Source organism: Tardiphaga sp. GW821-FHT12E02, assembly GCF_058807155.1.
In genome coordinates this window covers 1,177,073-1,193,615 of record NZ_JBXAQK010000001.1, presented here as the reverse complement: position 1 = coordinate 1,193,615, position 16,543 = coordinate 1,177,073, and the positions used below count along the sequence as shown (strand labels likewise).

Genomic DNA, 16,543 nt, shown 5'->3' with positions numbered 1-16,543 from the left:
CGCGAAAGCGGGTGGTCCAGTAGACACAGGCACCCGCGATGATCACTATCGTCGGTGTGTACTGGATCGCCCGGTCAAGCCGGGCGACGACAATTGAGTTACTGATAGGTCGCCACGATATCCGCCACCGCGCGCTCCAGCTGCTGCGCCGTCGCACATTGGCGCACCACATTGCAGAAGGTCGCATAGCGCGGCATCTCGGAATCGCCAAAGCCCCAGCTCACGCGCCCTTCGGGATTGAGCCAGACCAGCCGCTTCGAGCGCTCGCCGATCCGTTTCAGGATATCGGCGCGCGGATCGAGATTGTTGCTGCGGGCGTCGCCAAGCACGATCACCGTGGTCTGCGGCGTCACCGCGCTCATAAAATCCTTTTCGAAATCGGCGAAGGAACGGCCATAGTCCGATGAGCCATAGCCCACGGAGGACATGATCTGCTTCATCGCCTCTTCCGGCTTGTTGTTCTCCAGCACGGCGCTGACTTCGATCAGGTTGCCGGAGAACGCAAAGGAGCGCACATCCGACACCACCTCATGCAGGCTGTGGATCAGCAGCAGGAAGAAGTCCGACACCTGCGCCACCGAGCCGGAGACGTCGCAGATGGCCACGATCTTCGGCTTGTCGCGATGACGGCGCTTCCAGGCGGTCAGAAACGGCACGCCGCCCCAGGCGGCATTGCGGCGGATGGTGCGGCGGACATCGAGATGGCCGCGACGCTGGCGTTTGCGTGGTTTGCTGAAACGCTCGCGCAGGCGGCGCGCGATCTGCCGGATCAGCACGCGCATCTGCGCGATCTGGCGCTGCTCCAGCCGGGCCATCGGCGCACTGCGCAGGATCTCGTTGCGCAGCGCTTCGGTCTCCTCGCGGCCGTACAGCAGCAGCGCCTGCGCCACCATCTCGCTGACGGTCTCGCGCAAACTGCCGAGGCCTGCCGTCAGCCGTTCGGCGTCGGCGGGGTTGCTGGCATTGAGCGCGTCGATATCGTCGCGCAATCGGGTGATGCCGATCTGCTCCAGCACGCGGCTCGCAAACAGGCCGCGCTGGGTGAAGACACGGATATTGCTGAGGCCGGAGGCGTTGGCCGCATCCGACAAAGCGGCCGTGATCGCCGCGCGGTCCTGCGCCAGCAGCATCTGCGCGAGTGCGCCGAGCTCGACGGTGGTCTGCGCGAGCGGCTCGCCTGACGCAGGCGCTGCCGGGCTGTCCGCAGCGCCGTCGCCCTCGTCGCCACTGCCATCGCCGGCATCGCCATCGTCGTCATTCGCCGCGTCAGGCGCCTCGAAATCGGGATGCGTGAAGAATGCGTCGAAGCAGGCCGCGAGCGCCGCCTTCTCCTCCCCGGATTTCGCCATGGTCAGCAGCAGCACATCGCGCAGGATCGCACGATCGGCGGGCCCGACTTCGGCAGCAGCCCGCATCGCATCGATGCTTTCGGCAGGCGAGATCCTCACCCCGGCGCCCCGCGCCGCCCGAAAGAAGCGATGCAGCACTTCGCGCATCAGACCCGATCCCTCTCAGCCGTCATTGCGAGGAGCGTAGCGACGAAGCAATCCAGCTCCTGGCTTTGTGGATTGCTTCGCCCAGCGAATTGGCTTGGCCAATTCGCCAGGGCTCGCAATGACGGAGATGATCGCATCATCTTACCCGAACACGCCCTGTCGCCCCGACTGGGCGACAAAGGTGGAGACATTCGGCAGCGCCGCTTCGATATCGCCCTCATATTTCAGCAGGACATTAAGCGTGTCCTTCACCATCTCGGAACCGAGTTCGGAGGCGCCGAGCAGCACCAGCACCTTGGCCCAGTCGATGGTCTCGCTCACCGATGGCAGCTTCTTCAGGTCCAGCGTGCGCAGCTGGCTGACGAAACCGACCAGCTGCTTGCGCAGCGTCGCAGACGCGTCGGGCACACGGGTTTCGACGATTCGCTCTTCCAGCTTCGGCTCGGGGAAGCCGATATGCAGATGCAGGCAGCGGCGTTTCAAGGCATCGCCGAGATCGCGCTCGCCATTGGAGGTGAGGATCACCGTCGGCGGCACGATGGCGGCAATGGTGCCGAGCTCGGGAATCGTGACCTGGAAGTCGGACAGGATTTCCAGCAGCAGCGATTCGAATTCGGCATCGGACTTGTCGATCTCGTCGATCAGCAGCACGCAGCCCTTCGGCTGCTCCAGCGCGCGCAACAGCGGTCGCGGCTCGACGAACTCTTTCGAGAAGAACACATCGCCGAACGCATGCAGCTGGTCGAGCGCCTTGGCGAGCGTATCGGCATCGCCCAGCACTTCGCCGAGCTTGTCCTTCAATATCTGCGTGTAGAGCAGCTGCTTGGCGTATTTCCACTCATACAGCGCCTTGGCCTCGTCGAGGCCCTCATAGCATTGCATGCGGATCATCTCGAGGCCGCGCGAGGCAGCGATGGCTTTTGCCAATTCGGTCTTGCCGACGCCGGCCGGCCCTTCCACCAGGATCGGCTTCTCGATCTTCTCGGCGAGATAGACCGCGGTGGAGATCTGCCGGCTGGCGATATAGCCGGCCGAGGCGAGATCGCGTTCAACGGCTTCGATCGATGCGGACGAACTGGTGGTCACGGCCAAGCGCTTCACTCCGGATTTCGCATGCTGGAATAAGCCTCGAGCGGCGATCCAGCCTTCCGTTGCTACGTCGTTCAGGCGGCGAGGTCCAGCTTGTAGGATGGGTTGAGCGGAGCGATACCCATCACCGCAAGCGCCCGGCCGTGATGGGTATCGCTGCGCTCAACCCATCCTACCTGCTCATTTCCGGCTGCTAGAGGCCTGGCAATTGAGCGCCTTGCGGTAACCGGCCGCGCGGGCATCGTCCTCGCTGCAGAACCAGCGATCCGGTTTCGGCTGGGTGGCATAGTTCTGACATTGCGGGATCAGATAGACGCCGACATTGCCCGTGAGCTTGGCACGGCGCACCTGCTTTGCGCGGATATTGCAGCCGGACGGCATCGGCAGATCGGCCGGGAACAGGGCTGCACGCAGCGCCTTCTCATTGGCCGGCGGACAGGAGGCGCCTTGCAGTTTGGCATCCGCCGTCTTGGCGCGGAAATCAGCGGGCGTAACGAAACAGCCGCGCCACAGCCCCTGCCGCTTGTCGCGGGCTGCGGCTTCATCCGCCTGGAAACTCGCTTTGGCGCCCGCCTTGGCCGGCGCTTCGACGCTGATGCCATAACCCGACTGGATCATCGCCTGATTGAGGCTGAGCGTTTCACCCGCGACCGTGCAGATGCCGGCGCGGCGGTTCTGGTAGATCTTGTCCTCGCCAAAATCCTCGCAGCGCACCTCGCGCTTGTTGATCAGCTTGGCCAGCCGGTCGCGCGCATCGGCGCCGCAGGTCCAGTTGTCGGCGTGCTCATCCACACAGGGCTGATCCATCTCCGGCGCATCCACGCCCGCGAGCTTGTAGGCCACATTGCCGATCTGGATGGTGTCGCCATCCTTGACGATGGCCTCGGCAGCAATTGCGGGAGTGGTCAACAGCAGGAACAGCAGAGGCAGGATGCGCATCGATCTCGTCTCATGAGGAACAAGACCAGTCCTATCAGGCCGCCACCAGCAGCGCCACGCCCATGACGATCAGGACCACGCCGGCAAGTTCGCGCGCCGAGGGCGTCTGCTTGAACGAATAATAAGCGACCGCCTGCGCGAAAAGCACCTCGACCAGCGCCAGCGTGCGCACATTGGCGGCCGCGGTGAGCGCGAAAGCCAGGAACCAGAACTGCGACGCCGCGGCACCTGCAAAGCCCGCCAGCATCGACGGCCGCCACAGGCCGAGAATATTGCGCAGGATCACCGGCTCGCGCAGCAGCAGATAGGCGGTCAGGATCGCCGTCTGCACGAACAGCGACCAGGCCAGCGCATAGGACGCCGCGGTGACGAAGCTCACATCTGGCACCGTGATGATGGCGCCGCGAAAACCGACGGCCGACAAAGCGAAGCCCGCAGCGGCAACGAGTCCCAGCATGATCGGGCGCAGATTACCGAGATCGCGGGTGGCGCGGGGACGCAACGCCGTCACGACAACGCCGGCAGTCGCGATCAGGATCGCGACCACCCGCAGCACCGTGAGATGATCGCCGAGAAACACGAAGCCGAAGATCGCGGTCTGGATCGCTTCGGTCTTGAGATAGGCCGTGGTGACCACGAAGGAGCGCTCGTTCATGGCCGCCAGCATCAGGCCGGTGGCAAAGATCTGGCTGAGCGCGCCGAGCAGCAGCCATGGCCAGAATTCCATCGTGGGCCAGCCGACCTTATCGCCGGTGGCCGTGATGATCACCGCGAAAAAGACCAGCGAGAACGGGAAGCCGAACAGGAAGCGGATATTGGTCGCGCCCCAGGTGCCAAGCGGCCCGGTCAGCGAGCGCTGCATGGCATTGCGCGCCACCTGCCCCAGCGAGGCAATGATGGTGAAGGGTATCCAAAGCGAGGCGATGGTGAACATGAGTCCGAAAGGGTCCGCGGGCGATGGCGCGGAACCTGACTGCGCCGCGCCGCAGGGTCAAGCCGCCTGCGCCCATGCCTGCGATGCGCCGCCGCTTACCAGACGAAGCGGACGACGCCCTTGCCGGCATGGCTGCGGGTGAGGCTGGAGAACTCGCCCTCATAGGTCACGGCGAAAGATAGACCGCTGCCAAGCATGACCTCTGCACTTGCACTGGTCAGCGCGGCATCAGGCGCCATCGCCGCACCGTTTACGACAAAGCTCGCGCCAGGCAGCGACTGGAACGACGCCTGCGCGACGCGGTCGCGGTTGAAATCATGCGCCCAGGCGGCGCGCCCGCGCAGTGTCAGCAGCGCCTGGTCGAGGGCGAAGGATTGATCCACGCGCAAGCCAAGCTCGCTGCGGGTGGCGGTGACATTGCGCGCGGCATAGGCCAGCGTGAAATTATTGCTGCCGGAGACCAGCGTCTCCGCATAAGCGGGCAGATCGATATTGGTCGCCTGTCCTGCCGCATAAGGCGTGACACCAACGCCACCCAGCCACGACAGCATGCTGCGATGGCCGAGCTCCACGCGCGCCGAAAGAGCATGCGCGGTGAAATTGGCGCGCAGCCGGTCCGCATCGATGATCGTCACAAGTCGTTCGGTGGTGACATTCTGCCAGCCATAAGCGAGCGCAGCCGAGATATAGGCCGGTCCCTCGTGATGCCTGACGAAGCCGCCGATCTGGAACAGGTCGGAATGGCCGGTACCGAGATTGTCGGAGAGGCCGAAACTGGTGCCGCCGCCCGCCATCGCGAATCCGGCGAGGGTCTGCGGCGACAGCCAGCTATCGGCACCGACGGCGACGCCGCCGATCCGGCTGCTGCTATTGTGCGAGCCGACCACGCTGTTGCCATCGGTCGATTGCCCGCCGCCGAACCCGGCCGCCCAGACATTCCAGCGCGACTCGAAGACAGGCGCTGCGGGCGCCGCCTTGGTGATCGCACCATAGGCGTCACGCCATGATGCGGCCGGGCGATCTGCAGATGCAAAGGCGCTGGATGCATTGCCGGATGTCGCAAGCCCGCGATTGGCAGCGAATGGATCGGTCAGCACGCCCATGAACTGGGTCATCGCCTGCACCGTATTCTGCTGCACACCGGTCGAGAGTTCACCCGACGACTGGGTGAGGTCTTCCGGCGCCATGGCACCCAACGCATAGGGAATGCCGCCATGGGTGCCGAAATACGTGTTCAGCGACGCGGCGATGTTGTTCTGGTTGATGTTGAGTCCTGTCAGCTTCAAATCGACATTGAGATAGACGTTGTTGGCGTCATAGCTTAGCGTCGAGACGAAGGACGGCGGCTCGTCGCTATAGACACCGCCGCGGAACGTGCCGGACACACCGCCTGCCGCATTCAGGATCGTATAGCGCTCGCGCACAAAGGCGGCGGGATCGAAACTGACACGCACCGTCGCATTGCCGAGCGTCGCGACGCCGGTGATATTGGTGCGATCCGCCGACGCGCCGGACACTTCCACCATGTAGCTCGCAGCCGATGCAAAAGTGAGATTGCCCTGCACGGTGAGCAGCCCGACTGAATTGCCGGGCGACAGCATGCCGCCATCAGCGACCTGCGTCGTGCTGACGACGCCGTTGCCGCCCAGCGTCGCACCGCGCTCCACACTCACGAGCGACGACGATGCGATCGAGCCGTTGACACTGAGCGTGCCGGCGGTGACGTCCGTCGCGCCCGTATAGGTGTTGAGGCCATCCAGCCGCGTGATGCCGACGCCCGACTGCGTGAATGAACCGACGCCCGAGATCGCCCCGGCCAATGTGAGCAGGCCGTCACGCCTGGCGATCAGCGCGCCGTTATTGATGACATCGCCGATGATGGAGCCGGTCAGCCCGCCATCGCCGATCTGCAGGGCGCCCTGGGTGATCATGGTGCCTCCGCTATAATGATTATCGCCGGTCAGGATCGTGGTGCCGGGACCGACATTGCGGAACTGGCCGGTGCCGCTGATTGTGCCGCCGAATGTGTAGACGTCGGAGCGCTGCACCTGCAGTGTTCCGTTATTGACGACATCGCCGAGAATCGAGCCGCCATTGCTCAGCTGCAATGTGCCGTTCGCGATCAGCGTGCCGCCGCTATAGGTGTTGGTGTTGGTGAGCACGGTGATGCCGCCGCCCAGGTGAACCAGCGCACCGGAGCCTGACATGATATCGGTGTAGCTCCAGGTGTCCGCGCGGTTGAACGCCAGCACACTATTGTTGACCACATTGCCCGACAGCGTGCCCGTCACGCCGCCATTGCCGACCTGCAGCGTGCCGGCATTGATCACCGTGCCGCCGCCGGGAACCGACGCCCCGGCCAGCACCAGCGTGCCCGCGCCGTCCTTGGTCAGGGTGCCGGGTCCGAGAACATTGCCCGTGGTCGAGAATGTGGTGCCGAACAGCGTGTCGATCGTGCCACTGCCGGCCAGCTGGATCGCGCGCGACGATGCGATATCGCCCAGCGTGAACAGTCGGCCGCCGGAGAGCGTGAGAGTCCCGGTCCCGAGATTGGCATCCGCAGAGATGGCAACCGTGCCGCCGGCAACCGTCGTGCCGCCCGTATATGTATTCGTGCCCGACAGCAGCAGCGTGCCGCTGCCGGTTTTCACGACACTGCCACCGATCCCGCTGATGGTGCTTGCGATCACCGTATCGCCGGCCTGATCGAGCGTCAGCTTTGCACTGCTGAGCGCGATCTCGCCGCCGAAGCCGATCAGGGATCGCGTCGTCGTATCATAGCCATTGAGATCGAGCTTGCCGCCATAGACGACGACGTCGCTGCCATTGGGGAGCGCACCGAAATTGCCAAGCTGCAGCGTGCCGGCTTCGAGCACCGTGCCGCCGGTCCAGCTGTTGACCTGGGTCAGCACCAACGCACCGGCACCGGTTTTGATCAGGCTGCCTGCGCCCGACACCGTATTGGTGAAGATCAGCGACGTCCCCGCATCGGTGTCGATTTCACCGATCCCGAGCAGCGACACATTGCGCGTCCAGCTGATATTGCCGGTCGTATGCAGGATGCCGTTGTCGAAGGTCAGACCACCGCTGCTGCCGAGATTTACGTCCGACGAAATCTGCAGCGTGCCGCCGCTGATGGTCGTGCCGCCGGTATAGGTGCTGGTGCCCGCGAGTACGAGCGTGCCACCGCCCGTCTTGTTGATGCCACCCGCTCCCACGATTGGCGCCGAGATCGTGGCGCTCTCATTGGCCAGCACGCGGAGTTCGCCGATCCCGTCGCTGCCATCGAAGGCGGTCGGCCGCAACACGCCGCCGGCCCCCGCCACGAGGCTGTATGTGCCGCCGGCAAACTGCAGTCCGGCGAAGGACTGGCTGCCCTCGATGCTCACCGTGTCGCCGATGCCGCGGAACACGCCATATTTGCTCCCCCACGGCGCAGGCACGATGCCGCCGATCGTGTTGAACCAGCTGTTGCTCGTGCTGGTCCAGGGCCCGGCGCCATGGACCCAGGTCTGCAGCACATTCACGCCATCCGGAATGACCACGAGATCGACCGCCTGGGCGATCTGGGTATCGACGGCATAGATCACGTCGAACGGCCCCGAGTCCGGCGGCGTCCGTCCAAGCACCATCATATCTCCGGGCGCAGGACCGGCCCCCGTATAGGTCATCATCCGGTAGTAACCGATGGCCGGCTCGCCCGACGCATCGACATTCAACGTCGCTCCGGCCAGGGCGAGATCGCCATTGACCCTCACCGTCGCCGATGTGGTGGAGGCGCCGATCGATGAATGGCCGAGATGAAAGTCAAAGGCGCCGCCGGGCGACAGCGTAAGATTGCCGTTCACCGTCAGCTCACCGCTGCCATTCGGCGCCAGCGTGCCGCCCTGCGCGACGGTGACATGGCGCACCGTTCCGTTGCCGCCGAGCCTGCCATTGTCGCCCACCGTGGTGGTGCCACCGATCAGCCCCGTGACCTGCAAACTCGCATTGCGGATCGTCGTGTCCCCGGTGAAGCCGGCGCTGCGGCCGGACATCACCGTGGTGCCGCCGAGCACATTGATCGCGCCATTGCCGCTGATCACATTGTTGAAGAGATAGTCGCTGCCGGTGTGGTTGAAATTCAGTGCGCCCTGATGTGCCAGCACGATGGTGCCACTGACACTGCCGGCCGCCCGTGCAGCCGTGCCCGCATCCGCGCCGATGGTGAGTGCACCGCCGATGCCGAGATCGCCGACATAGACCGTGCCCGCTTTGGCCACGCCGCCATTGCTCACCGAGAGCGTGCCGAAGGATTGCGCGCCGATTTTCAGGACCCGCGCATCAAGCACGGCGCCGGCGCCATCGATCTCCACGCGGCCGGTCGCGACGCGTGTTGAGTCATTGCCGATCGAGGCCGTCGCCGCCGTCACGTGGCCGCCTGCGACCAGCAGCGTGCCATTGCCGCGATAGCCGATGAACAGATTGGTGTTGAGCCACGAAGCGCCTCCGCCCAGCACGGTCACAAAGGCATTGCTGCCGTCGCTATAGCCGACATAGCCATTGGCCGTGGTGAGTTTCGTCGCGCCGCTGAAAACCAGCCCGCCGCCATTGGCCTGCAGGTCTCCGGTAAACGCCGTCGGCGTTCCCGACACGGTCCAGTCACCCGGCCCGTTCTTTTCGAAGATGCCGAACCCCTGATACTGCGCACCCACGGCCGACAGGTCGAATGTCCCGTTCGTCGAACCGCCGAGGGCGAGTGTATCCGGCCGCCCGCGATTGCCGGCGGCGATGACATTGCCGCTGATCTGCGATCCCGCTTGCAATTCGAGCCGGTTGCCGCCGCTGGCGAACAGGATTGCCGCAGCGGTCGCCGCGCCGTCGCCGCTCGTCCCGCCGGCAATGCTGCCCGCATTGACGATGGTGACGCCGCCGGACAGATTCCCGGCATTGATGCCCGCGCCGCCGGCGCCGGCCGCAGCATCATTGGCGCCCACGCCGCCATTGCCGCCCTGGATCACGGCGCCATGGTCGATGGTGATCCGTTGCGATCCACCGAGCTGCAAACCATCGCCGCCGACACCGCCACGGCCATCCGCACCGGAACGTCCGGGATCATTGGGCGGCAGCGAATAGCCGTAATCATCGCCCGGCTGACCGCCCGCGCCGCCGGCCCCGCCATTGCCGCCAGTGCCACCGGCGATGCGCATCCCCGACCCGATCTGGGTCGATACATTGAAGCCCAGCCACGCACCCGCGCCACCGGCGCCGCCCTGTCCACCGCCGCCGCCATTGCCGCCTGCGCCGGGATAATAATTGATGCCGGAGCACACCCCATGCTCGTCGCAGGTCTGCGTCGAATAGGCGCGCGATCCCTGGCCGCCGTCACCACCATTGCCGCCGTTGCCGCCATTGCCACCGACGACGCTGCCCTGGGTCCAGACATGGATGCCCGCGGCATTCGTCACCACGCCATATCCGCCGCCGCCACCGCCGCCGCCGCCACCGCCGGCTGCACCATCCGACGTGAACGGAATCGGCGGGAAGATCGGCGCCAGCGTGCTCCAGCCGCCCGTGCCGCCATGGCCGCCCTTGCCACCGGCCGCACCTGACACGGACAGATTGTTCACCGTCCCCGGCGTCGTGATGATCAGACCCGTCGCGCCGCCACCGCCGCCGCCGCCGCTGCCGCCGTCGTGGCCGGGCGGATCGAATTCGGCAACGCCATGCGCTCCGTTGCAGCCATCATTGCCATCCCGATGAGCGACCGCGTGACGCTTGGCCGAACCGCATTGATGAGTCTGGAAAGGCGCATCGCTGGTGCCGCCATCGCCGCCGCCCTTCTTGTGGGCGCCGCTGCCGCCTTTGCCACCCGTGCCGCCCGCGGCAGAGGATTGATTGCTGCCGGCTTCCGCGCCGCCACCGCCACCACCTCCGCCGCCATTCGTCAGAGTGCCATAGGCCGCCACGCCGCCTGCGATGGGCTTGCTGATTCCATGCGCGCCACCGGCGCCGCCCTGGCCGGATACTTGCTGCTGCGCATGGAGGGCTTGCGGCATCAGCAGCGGCGCAAGCATGAAGGCCGATCCGGCCAACATGCGCAGGATCGCAAGATCGGATGCAGATGCGCGCAGCCGGCGCGTCATGATCGCGCGATCCCACTCATGGCCCGGTCAGCCACGACGCAAGCGACATGTGATTCGCCAATCTTCATTCCCGGAGCCCCGGCCCGCGCAACGATGCGCATCCCGCCCCAACAGGCACGCGATCACACGGGTGTTCGCAATGATGGATCGACGAAACGACGCGCGGGTTCGACGAATGTCCTGCGCGTTTTGCAGCTATTGAATCGCAACAACACCTCGCGCCTGAAATCCGTCACCCGCGAGCGATCGTAATGATTTCTTAACTATACATTGAGCGCTGATCGAAGTGTAGCTGCACGACGTCAGATGCCCAGACGCGCGCGCAATTCGGCGCGTCCGGCACGCGACACCGGCCAGAGATCGCCGACCTCATGCACACGCAATTGCCACGCGCCACTGTCGCGCCGCTCGACATCGCGCACGAACTGATGATTGACCACCGCCGTGCGATGGATGCGCACGAAGCCGCTTGCCGGCAGCAGGCCGAGCCATTGGGTCAGCGTGCGCAAATCGAGCGCCATCGTCCCGTCGGTAAGCCACACTTCGGTATAGTCCTTCGACGATCGCAAACCGACGATCTCCGCCAGCGGCGTGCCCCGCACGCCATTCGCACGGCGAAGATAGATCAGCGCCCCCGGTGCCGATGGCAGTTCATCGCTGACCACATCAAGTCGCGGCGTCGTATAGCGCGCAGCCGCAATCAGCTCCGCGCAGTCGAACAGCTCGGCGATCTCCGCGCGCCATCGCCGTGGAGCCTCCACCGCATCGAAGCCGATACAGGCCATCAGCCGGCCATCATGAAACATGGGCACGCTGAGCACGCTCTTGTTGTTCTGGCGCATGAACTCGGCGCGCAGTGGCCCGGCGCTGCGCGGCAGCGCCTCGATATCGTTGATCATGACAGCCTGTCCCGCCACCAGATGCTGGTGCAGCCAGCCGATCATGGTGAGAGGCACATTCTGCAGATCCTGCACGAACGAGCCCGCGCTGCCGCGACTCCATTCATGGGTGTTGCGAAAGCGCAGATGATCGGCGTCGTATTCGAACATCCAGGCGCGATCGGCACCGGCGCTGGTACCGATCGCCTGCAGGATCGTCGCGATGGCCGCATCGAGCGGCTGGGTGAGCAGAGCGCGCGCCGCCTCGAACACCCAGCGCCGTGACGACGCCAACGCGCCGTCATCGCGGCTGACGAATTCCCAGGGCGGCGTTGGATCGAACGACAATTGCAATGCTCACAGCGAGGCTCGGCAAAAATTATCCGAGCCCGGCGGTATCAGCAACGGACCAATCCGGGTGAAGGTGTAGCCATTCCCGCATATCCATGAGCGCTTTCATCTTGGGCAGATGCCTGCGGATCGACCGCACAAGTCGCATTGCGGCGGGCGCATTTGACGATACAGTCATGCCAGGTGCATTCGGAGACTGCCGGATCATGCTGCGATTACTGCCTGTCGTCCTCGCCACGCTCGGCTGGCTTGCCACGCCCGCGCTCGCACAGACCGCGCCGCGCGGCAGCGAGTGTCTGGCAATGGCCACACGGCCACCACTCGCCATTCCCGTCAGCCTGCGGCGTACGGCCGCCAAGGCGGATGAAGTCACCATCACCTATGCCGGGCACTCCACTTATTACATCGACACGCCCGGCGGCGAGACCATCGCCACAGATTACAACGGTGTCTACAAGCTCGACCGCGTCCCCACCGTCGTGACGATGAACCGTGCGCACAGCACGCATTACACGCTGCATCCCGACCCGCGCATCAAGACCGTGCTGCATGGCTGGGGCGAAGGCGCACAGCCCGCACAGATCCACGAGCGCATCGGCGACGTGCTGATCCGCAATGTCACCACCGACATCCGCCGTTATGTGGGCGACGACTCCGGCGGCGAGATGATGAAGGACGGCAATTCGATCTTCATCTTCGAGGTCGCCGGCCTGTGCATCGGCCATCTCGGCCACCTCCATCACAAGCTCGATGAAAGCCATTTCGCCGCTATCGGCCGGCTCGACATCGTGATGGTGCCGATCGACGGCAGCTATACGATGTCGCTCGACGGCGTCTCCGACATCACCAAGCGCCTGCGCGCCTCCGTCGTGCTGCCGATGCACCGCTTCATGACGCCGCTCAGCGATTTCATGCAGAAGATCGGCCAGAGTTTTACCATCGACCAGCGCAGCGCAAGGACGCTGACCATGTCGCTGAACGCACTGCCGAGAGCGCCGACGGTGATCATCCTGGATGGGGTGTAGTCAGGGCGGATGCTCCAGACTGTCGTTGCCCGGCTTGACCGGGCAATCCAGTACACACTGGTGTCTCGGATAAAGCCGACCGGGGCGTGTCTACTGGATCGCCCGCTTTCGCGGGCGATGACAGTTGGAGTGGATTTGTTCTTATTCTGTTCTTGACAATATTCCTGACATCGCCATTATCCCTCCCGTCCCGTTCGCGAGGGGCGCTCTCATGAGGCGTCTTTTGGGCGGAACGTGGATGCGGCGCCTGCGGGCGGGAGGCTCACGCGGCCTCACGCACTCGGGTGGTCGAGGGTCACCGTCCGACCCCACTACGGGGGTCTGCCGCTAGCGCGGCTGGACGTGGTGCGGGTGAAGGCAGGGAAACCTGCCGGATGACTCCCAATGGGAGTGCCCAGTACCCGGAAGAACGGTCCTTCGACTAGCAAGACGTCGCGGTGGCGCGCCGTAAGGCGTTGCGCGGCTCGGGTTTGCTGGCGATCCAGCAGGCAGGAGCAGCGTCAAGTCCCACCCAGTGCGCCTTGCGGCGTGCCACCTCCCCTCATGTCTCGAGGGGAGAATGCTCACACCTCGGACGCCACAGGCGCCGCGAGACTGCGGACTCATGATTTCAGGAACGACGGGGCTGTTTGACAGGTTGATCAGGACGTCCCGCGCCGGCAGGAGTGCTCCCTCCCCCAAGCCGCGCAGCGGCGCAGCGGGGAGGGCCGGGGTGGGGCGCCCCACGTGACGTCGGAGCTTGTGGACGCACCCCACCCGTCTCGAAGCTCGCTGAACGCTCGCTTCTCACCACCCTCCCCGCTGCGCCGCGTCGCGGCTTGGGGGAGGGAGAAGAAGCGCGTCACACCTCTTCCGCCACCACCATGTAATTCACACCCATATCGCCTGAGATCGACCAGCGATCGGCAATCGGATTGTAGCTCACACCGGCCTGCTCGGTGATCCCCAACTTGTTGCGCTCGAGATGCTTCGCCAGTTCGTCCGGCGTCACGAACTTCTCCCACTGATGCGTGCCGCGCGGCAGCCAGCGCAGGACATATTCGGCAGCGACGATGCCGAGCGCAAAGCTCTTGAAATTGCGGTTCAGCGTCGAGACGACCATCAAGCCGCCGGGCTTCATCATCGACGCACAGCGATCGAGGAAGGCGCCGACATCCACCACATGCTCGACGACTTCCATCGCCAGCACGATGTCGAAACGCTCGTTCGGATCGAGTTCTTCCACGGTGGTGCAGCGATAATCGATCGCCAGCTTGCTCTTTTCCGCATGCAGATTGGCCGCGGCGATATTGGTTGCCGATGGATCGATGCCCGTCACCTGAGCGCCGAGCCGGGTAAACGGCTCACACAGCAAACCCGCACCACAGCCGATATCGAGCAGGCGCAAGCCATCGAGGCAATTCAGGCTGCGCGCATTGCGGTCGAATTTCCGGCAGGCGGCGTCGCGGATGAAGGACAGCCGCAGCGGATTGATCTTGTGCAGCGGCGCCATTTTGCCGCGCGGATCCCACCACTGCTCGGAGAGTTTTGAAAACTTTTCGATCTCCGCCGCGTCGACGGAAGCGGCGGAGGCATCGGCGAAAGGGGTGTCTGTGGTCATGATAAAAGTCTATCGCGCTGTGATGTGGCTGCGGAATGCGAGCGGCGAGGCGATCAGTTCGATCTTCTGCTCGTCGTCGCCCATATTCTCGATGATGACATTGCCATAGTTCAGAATGCGTCCGGGGATGCTTTGATCCACGCTGACGCTGGCAACCTTGTCGATACTGATCTCAAAGGTGCGGCGGGTGATGAATCCTTCCTTGTGAACCACCCGCAAAGTGGTCACATCGGTCTCAGTGGTCCAGCGGCGGAACCAGGCGACGACCGTAAAGTAAAACGCCACCACGGCGATCACGCCTGAAGCGACAAGCCCCGCCAGCGTCAGCGCCGGATTCACCCCGGAGCCCACGAACAGCGCCGCGGCAACGATCCAGCCCAGAATGCCCTTCCAGTACACGATCCAGTGCAGGTTGCTGGAATACAGCACCTTTTCGCCCGGCTGCAGGATATCGTCGATATAGCGTCCCATATGCCGTCCGAACTGCCTATCTTGGGGCTTTCTAAGCGGGTTCGGGGCGGGTTGCTTGCCCCCACACGCGCCGCTATGTATACGCGCCTTTTCGCCCGCTCGCGTCGCGCGCGCGGTATCTTTACCCACTGTCGCCAGGGAATGCACCACTCGTCATGGGCCGTCTCGTAATGAAGTTCGGCGGTACGTCCGTCGCCAATATCGATCGCATCCGCAACGTCGCGCAGCACGTCAAACGCGAAGTCGATGCCGGTCACGAGGTTGCGGTCGTGGTGTCGGCGATGTCGGGCAAGACCAATGAGCTGGTCGCCTGGTGCACCGAAGTCTCGCCGATGTATGACGCGCGGGAATATGACGCCATCGTCGCCTCCGGCGAATTGGTGACCGCGGGCCTGCTGGCGATCGCGCTGCAGACCATCGGCATCGAGGCGCGCTCCTGGCAGGGCTGGCAGATCCCGATCAAGACCTCCGACGCCCATGCCTCGGCCCGGATCGACGAGATCGACGGCGAGAAACTCATCACCCGCTTCAAGGAGCGCAAGGAAGTGGCCGTGATCGCCGGCTTCCAGGGTATCCACGAAGCCACCGGCCGCGTCACCACGCTCGGCCGCGGCGGTTCCGACACCTCGGCCGTGGCGATTGCTGCCGCCATCAAGGCGGATCGCTGCGACATCTATACGGACGTCGATGGCGTCTACACCACCGACCCCCGCGTCGTGCCGAAGGCGCAGCGCATGAACAAGGTGGCATTCGAAGAAATGCTGGAACTGGCCTCGCAGGGCGCCAAGGTGCTGCAGGTCCGCTCCGTCGAGCTCGGCATGACCCACAATATGCCGATCTTCGTCCGCTCCAGCTTTGACAAACCCGAAGATATCGACCCGCACGGCACGCCGCCGGGCACGCTGATCTGCAGCGAGGAGGAAATCATGGAAAGCCACGTCGTCACCGGAATCGCCTTTTCCAAGGACGAGGCCCAGATTTCCGTCCGCCAGATCGAAGACAAGCCGGGCGTCGCCGCCTCGATCTTCGTGCCGCTGGCCGATGCGAACATCAATGTGGACATGATCGTCCAGAACGTCTCGGAAGACGGCAAGACCACGGACCTCACCTTCACCGTGCCGGCCACCGATTATGCCCGCGCCAAGGAAACCATCACGGCCGCCAAGGGCAAGATCGGCTTCGCCCGCATCGACAGCGCCACCGATGTCGCCAAGGTGTCGGTGATCGGCTCGGGCATGCGCAGCCATGCCGGCGTTGCGGCCCAGGCTTTTGCCGCGCTCTCCGAGAAGCAGATCAATATCCGTGCGATCACCACGTCGGAAATTAAGTTCTCGGTCTTGATCGATGCCGCTTACACGGAACTGGCGGTGCGCACGCTGCACACGCTGTACGGTCTCGATAAAGCGTAGAAAATTTTTCCTGAAACATCCCGCTTTTTAATGTGAACGGGATGTTTCTCGTCTGGCAGGCGTTTTGCTTGGCAAAACAAGCCTCAAACCGGTATACGCCCTTATTAGGGGCAACCGTATCGGTTGAGGGCGCCGTTTCGGACAATCTGATTCGGTTTCCACGGTCGCGCCTGTTTGCGCAGCCGCGCAAATGCTATTGATTTCTGAGGTTTGGCGCCAGCGCACG

At 64.2% G+C, this 16,543-nt stretch carries 10 protein-coding genes; 2 read left to right on the top strand and 8 right to left on the bottom strand.

The features are described from left to right. Positions 1–98: 98 nt before the first annotated feature. The 6 genes from AC1RQ5_RS05645 to AC1RQ5_RS05620 all read right to left on the bottom strand — a co-directional run bounded on the left by AC1RQ5_RS05645 (position 99) and on the right by AC1RQ5_RS05620 (position 11,809). Entirely contained in the window at positions 99–1,496 is a 1,398-nt protein-coding gene (locus tag AC1RQ5_RS05645; RefSeq protein WP_493197542.1) for a VWA domain-containing protein, read from the bottom strand. Positions 1,497–1,637: 141 nt separating this feature from the next. Beyond that, positions 1,638–2,588 carry an AAA family ATPase gene (locus AC1RQ5_RS05640; RefSeq protein ID WP_398475167.1) on the bottom strand — a complete coding sequence of 317 codons (951 nt, stop codon included), beginning with the start codon at positions 2,586–2,588 and terminating at the stop codon, positions 1,638–1,640. A 177-nt stretch (positions 2,589–2,765) separates the two neighbouring features. Further along, positions 2,766–3,524 (bottom strand): thermonuclease family protein, encoded by a 759-nt coding sequence (locus AC1RQ5_RS05635; RefSeq protein WP_493197540.1) that lies wholly within the window; start codon positions 3,522–3,524, stop codon positions 2,766–2,768. Between the two features lie 34 nt (positions 3,525–3,558). Continuing rightward, positions 3,559–4,458, bottom strand: a complete 900-nt coding sequence (locus tag AC1RQ5_RS05630) for an EamA family transporter (RefSeq protein ID WP_493197538.1) — start codon at positions 4,456–4,458, stop codon at positions 3,559–3,561. 95 nt (positions 4,459–4,553) lie between these two features. Then, entirely contained in the window at positions 4,554–10,583 is a 6,030-nt protein-coding gene (locus AC1RQ5_RS05625; RefSeq protein ID WP_493197536.1) for an autotransporter-associated beta strand repeat-containing protein, read from the bottom strand. Between the two features lie 302 nt (positions 10,584–10,885). Then, the gene (locus tag AC1RQ5_RS05620) at positions 10,886–11,809 is read right to left on the bottom strand and encodes a LytTR family transcriptional regulator DNA-binding domain-containing protein (protein ID WP_493197534.1); all 924 of its coding nucleotides are present in this window, start codon (positions 11,807–11,809) and stop codon (positions 10,886–10,888) included. 209 nt (positions 11,810–12,018) lie between these two features. On the opposite strand from AC1RQ5_RS05620, the gene AC1RQ5_RS05615 reads away from it, so the two are divergent. Beyond that, positions 12,019–12,837: an MBL fold metallo-hydrolase gene (locus tag AC1RQ5_RS05615; RefSeq protein ID WP_493197532.1), complete on the top strand. Its 819-nt coding sequence runs from the start codon at positions 12,019–12,021 to the stop codon at positions 12,835–12,837. 841 nt (positions 12,838–13,678) lie between these two features. On the opposite strand, the gene ubiG is transcribed toward AC1RQ5_RS05615, so the two are convergent. Together ubiG and AC1RQ5_RS05605 are read right to left on the bottom strand one after the other, a co-directional pair. Then, positions 13,679–14,437 (bottom strand): bifunctional 2-polyprenyl-6-hydroxyphenol methylase/3-demethylubiquinol 3-O-methyltransferase UbiG, encoded by a 759-nt coding sequence (gene ubiG, locus AC1RQ5_RS05610; RefSeq protein ID WP_493197530.1) that lies wholly within the window; start codon positions 14,435–14,437, stop codon positions 13,679–13,681. A gap of 9 nt (positions 14,438–14,446) precedes the next feature. Then, on the bottom strand, positions 14,447–14,908 hold the full coding sequence (locus AC1RQ5_RS05605) for a PH domain-containing protein (protein ID WP_493197528.1): 462 nt from the start codon (positions 14,906–14,908) through the stop codon (positions 14,447–14,449). 155 nt (positions 14,909–15,063) lie between these two features. Here AC1RQ5_RS05605 and AC1RQ5_RS05600 point away from each other — a divergent pair, with 155 nt between their 5' ends. Further along, positions 15,064–16,317, top strand: a complete 1,254-nt coding sequence (locus AC1RQ5_RS05600) for an aspartate kinase (protein WP_493197526.1) — start codon at positions 15,064–15,066, stop codon at positions 16,315–16,317. The last annotated feature ends 226 nt before the right edge of the window (positions 16,318–16,543 follow it).

Excerpts from the sequence above, each read along its gene's own strand:
- AC1RQ5_RS05615 (WP_493197532.1), top strand. The coding sequence starts at position 12,019 with ATGCTGCGATTACTGCCTGTCGTCCTCGCCACGCTCGGCTGGCTTGCC.
- AC1RQ5_RS05635 (WP_493197540.1), bottom strand. The coding sequence starts at position 3,524 with ATGCGCATCCTGCCTCTGCTGTTCCTGCTGTTGACCACTCCCGCAATT.
- AC1RQ5_RS05625 (WP_493197536.1), bottom strand. The coding sequence starts at position 10,583 with ATGACGCGCCGGCTGCGCGCATCTGCATCCGATCTTGCGATCCTGCGC.
- AC1RQ5_RS05630 (WP_493197538.1), bottom strand. The coding sequence starts at position 4,458 with ATGTTCACCATCGCCTCGCTTTGGATACCCTTCACCATCATTGCCTCG.
- AC1RQ5_RS05600 (WP_493197526.1), top strand. The coding sequence starts at position 15,064 with ATGGGCCGTCTCGTAATGAAGTTCGGCGGTACGTCCGTCGCCAATATC.
- AC1RQ5_RS05645 (WP_493197542.1), bottom strand. The coding sequence starts at position 1,496 with ATGCGCGAAGTGCTGCATCGCTTCTTTCGGGCGGCGCGGGGCGCCGGG.
- ubiG (WP_493197530.1), bottom strand. The coding sequence starts at position 14,437 with ATGACCACAGACACCCCTTTCGCCGATGCCTCCGCCGCTTCCGTCGAC.
- AC1RQ5_RS05605 (WP_493197528.1), bottom strand. The coding sequence starts at position 14,908 with ATGGGACGCTATATCGACGATATCCTGCAGCCGGGCGAAAAGGTGCTG.